This window comes from Paraburkholderia sp. SARCC-3016, from assembly GCF_031119615.1.
Classification (GTDB): Bacteria; Pseudomonadota; Gammaproteobacteria; order Burkholderiales; family Burkholderiaceae; genus Paraburkholderia.
The window spans coordinates 1-3,018 of record NZ_JAVHZD010000081.1 but is presented as its reverse complement, the minus strand read 5'-3'; the positions used below and the strand labels follow the sequence as shown (position 1 = coordinate 3,018).

Sequence of the window (3,018 nt, the reverse complement as noted above, 5' to 3'; positions counted from 1 at the left end):
GTCGAGCTCGCCACGCTCGAATGGGTTCACTGGTATAACCACCATCGGTTGCTCGGCCCGCTCGGGTACGTATCGCCCGCGGAAGCAGAGGAGGTCTACAATCGGAATCTGGTGCGCTCCGCTCGCGCGGCGTAGCGCCAAACTCGGCGGTCTCCGACAAAGCCGGGGCGGTTCACTTGGCGCCGAATGATGCAGCGAGATCCCTGGTCCGCCGAGCTGTGATCCAGTCCCGAAGAAATGGTCCGGGATCAGATGCCGCTAGTCCTAGTCGTCATTTTGCGGAAGCCGGCGTCTGCCAGTCGAAGGCCCCCTGTCAAAGTTGCCGGTACTGCGCATGACACTTGTCCCGCTTGACGTGGTCCGAGCGGTACGCACTGAAGGTGTCGCGGGCGCATGGTCGTCGCCCCGTTCGAAGACGCCGGCGCTTCGCATGGACCCGGTTGCCGAAGCGTACGAAACAGCGTCGCCCCCGGGCCGGAGCATCTCCATGGCGTTGTGATCGTCAGGGTTTGTGACGACAATCGCAGGCGTTATTGCGCCTCTTTCTAGAGTCGATGGAGTCAAACGCGAGGGATTTTCTCGACGCGTTTGCTCTGGCGGAATCTCTTCGTTAATGTGAATAAACGCTGGATACATCAGGCCCAGTAAGATCGAACCCAGCACGTTGCTCAGGCGATTTTGCGTTGCCGTATCCAGTCCGGTGTGGGCCAGCGCGCTGCTGATCGCCCCGGATGCCAGTGTACCGGCCGTCGCGAGCGTTGCACGTGCCGGGAAGGTCGTTGTGAGCGTAGATAACCCCTGTTGCCACGAGGGAGTACGGCCGGACAATGTCAGTTTTAGCGGTTGATTCCCTGCGGCGTGGGCAGCCAGCGCACCGAGAGTAAGGTCGTCCGCCGTCTCGACGAGCTGGTTGGTAAAGCCGCGCAGCACGCTATTTCTGGCTGCCAGCGGCAGGCCGGCGGCACCCGCGCCGGATGGGGATTCACGGTTAGCCGTCAACTCGCCGGCGGCGATCTGGTACGCTGCGTACGCGGACGCTGACGTCGCAGATGTCCGTACCGGTATAAGGTCGTCGTTGCCCGGATCTGCGAGCCGGATAAAGCTTTGTGCGGAGTCGCGCATGCCGGCATAAAGCAAAAAGGCGAACACAGCGGGCGCCGCGCTCCCCAGCGTCCCGGTACCCGCCGCCGCGGCGACTGCGGCAATCGATGCCAACGCCAGTGTGTTGCGCGAAATATTGGCGTTGCGCGTGGGGCGGCCGGAATTGACCTGATGGCCGGCTATCAGCAACACAGGCGGGATCATTGCAACAATCAATGCAAACGCAATCTGACCGTTTTCGCTAAAACGCTCCTCCGAGTAGGTCGCGAATTCCTGAGCAATGATTTGCCGGAGCATGGTCGGCAACATTACGGATATCAGATTGCGCATGAGCGAGTTCGCTGCCGAGTTCGCGAGTCGTTCATGCTCAGATGGCGTGTCGTTAGCCCATATGGCCAGCATCGCGCGTATAACTGCGTTGCGGCGAGCGGTGGGCGTGTCGAGGTTTTCGGCCTGAGAGGCGCCACCACGTCTCGCGTGTGTGCGGCTGCTTGTGGCACGCACGACCTCCGAAGCGTGCGGCAGTTGCTGGAGCGCAGTCGGACCGGTTCTCGGAGGCTGCGGCGAAATGTCGGAGCTAGCGAGCTGAACGATTTGCGCTGCGTCCGGGCTGTGCGGCTCAGGCAAATCGCCGGTCCGAATGAATTCATCGATCTGAGATCTCGTCCCATCGATCTCAGGTCCTTGTTCTGGGAGCAGGCCTTGCAGCGCACTCACCTCCGCCGCCTGGACACCTTTGAGACCTTCGCGCAATATATGCCCTACGTTTGACGTGGATTTATGCCAGTTGACAGGCGCGTCGACTATTTGATGGGATATTTGGCGTCTGTTGATAGCATCGCTGATCGCATCAAGCAAACTGCCCGAGCGATCGTCATGGAAGGAACCAAACGACGGCGTCGGAGCAAGGCGGCCGGACGGTGCGTTCGTGTGCAAAGGCGCCGGCGGGAATTGGTGTTGCTGCGGCATGCTATGGGCCGACGGCGAGGTCCGGTTCGTACGAGGCGGCAGGGATGTGCTCGACATCGAAGGTAGAGGAGGGTACATGGGCAATGTCTCGGGCAGCGGAAGGGACGTGGTCGACAGACCATATATTGACGTGCCATTGCTTCGGGGAGTCGTAGACAGCGGAACGGAAGGGTGCGACGAATTCGGCGAATTGCTTGCTGGCGTATTCCAATGTTGACGCTGTTGCTGTAAGTGCCCCGGTGATGGAAGGGAAACGGTCGATCGATGATCCAGTGGCGTGCGCGGCGGTGCAGTCCTCGGTTCAGGAAGGGACATGTTCGATCGACGTGTTGACGTGTGTCCGAGGTTGCGCTGGTCCCAATTGTCTTGCTCCGTTGGCGTATAGTCCCGTTCATAATTTCCGGATCGGCCGGATCTTGACGTATACATAAGGATTCCTTTTATATAGACAGCCTCCAGATGAGGACTGTTGCGACCAATTTATAGGTCGAAATTTTGCACTTTCTCATCGGGAACGAAACCGGAGTCCGAAACGCGAAAGCCGATCCAGAATTCATGCGTCATGCTTTAACTTCGCATATCGATGTAAATATGCTGATCGGCTTTACATGGTGCCGCGGCGGGCTTAGCGCTGCACAGTGCAGTGCGGACGGAGAGCAACGAACAGATGATCGACCCGCTATGAGGGTTGGTCAGGACTCGCAAAAAATCTGCCACATCTCGACCTAAAATGCTGATTTTAATGTGAAATCTATGGTCGGATCGAGCGGTGGAACGGGGCGTTGAAGATCCAGCAGATAGTCCCCGAGCCGGTTGATGTGCTCGCGCCGATACGGCGACAGCACCTGAGCACCTCGGCGTCGACCGGGTGTGTTGGGCGCAAAGTAATAATGAGCCACTTCGCGCGAAGTAAAACTGAGCCACCTTTCAGTACAGTCGGTCTTTTGC

2 protein-coding genes and 1 pseudogene are annotated in these 3,018 nt (G+C 58.9%); 1 reads left to right on the top strand and 2 read right to left on the bottom strand.

Annotated features, from left to right (window positions below; all coding sequences use genetic code 11):
- Positions 1–135, top strand: a pseudogene (locus tag QYH69_RS35695) (IS3 family transposase); the annotation flags it as partial.
- A gap of 129 nt (positions 136–264) precedes the next feature.
- On the opposite strand, the gene QYH69_RS35690 reads toward QYH69_RS35695, so the two are convergent.
- Together QYH69_RS35690 and QYH69_RS35685 are read right to left on the bottom strand one after the other, a co-directional pair.
- Positions 265–2,070 (bottom strand): hypothetical protein, encoded by a 1,806-nt coding sequence (locus QYH69_RS35690; protein WP_308836314.1) that lies wholly within the window; start codon positions 2,068–2,070, stop codon positions 265–267.
- Positions 2,071–2,795: 725 nt separating this feature from the next.
- On the bottom strand, positions 2,796–3,018 hold a 223-nt coding region (locus QYH69_RS35685), incomplete at its 5' end, for a hypothetical protein (protein WP_308836313.1).

Bases quoted from the DNA above. Each gene is read 5' to 3' on its own strand.
- QYH69_RS35690 (WP_308836314.1), bottom strand. From the start codon at position 2,070: ATGCCGCAGCAACACCAATTCCCGCCGGCGCCTTTGCACACGAACGCA.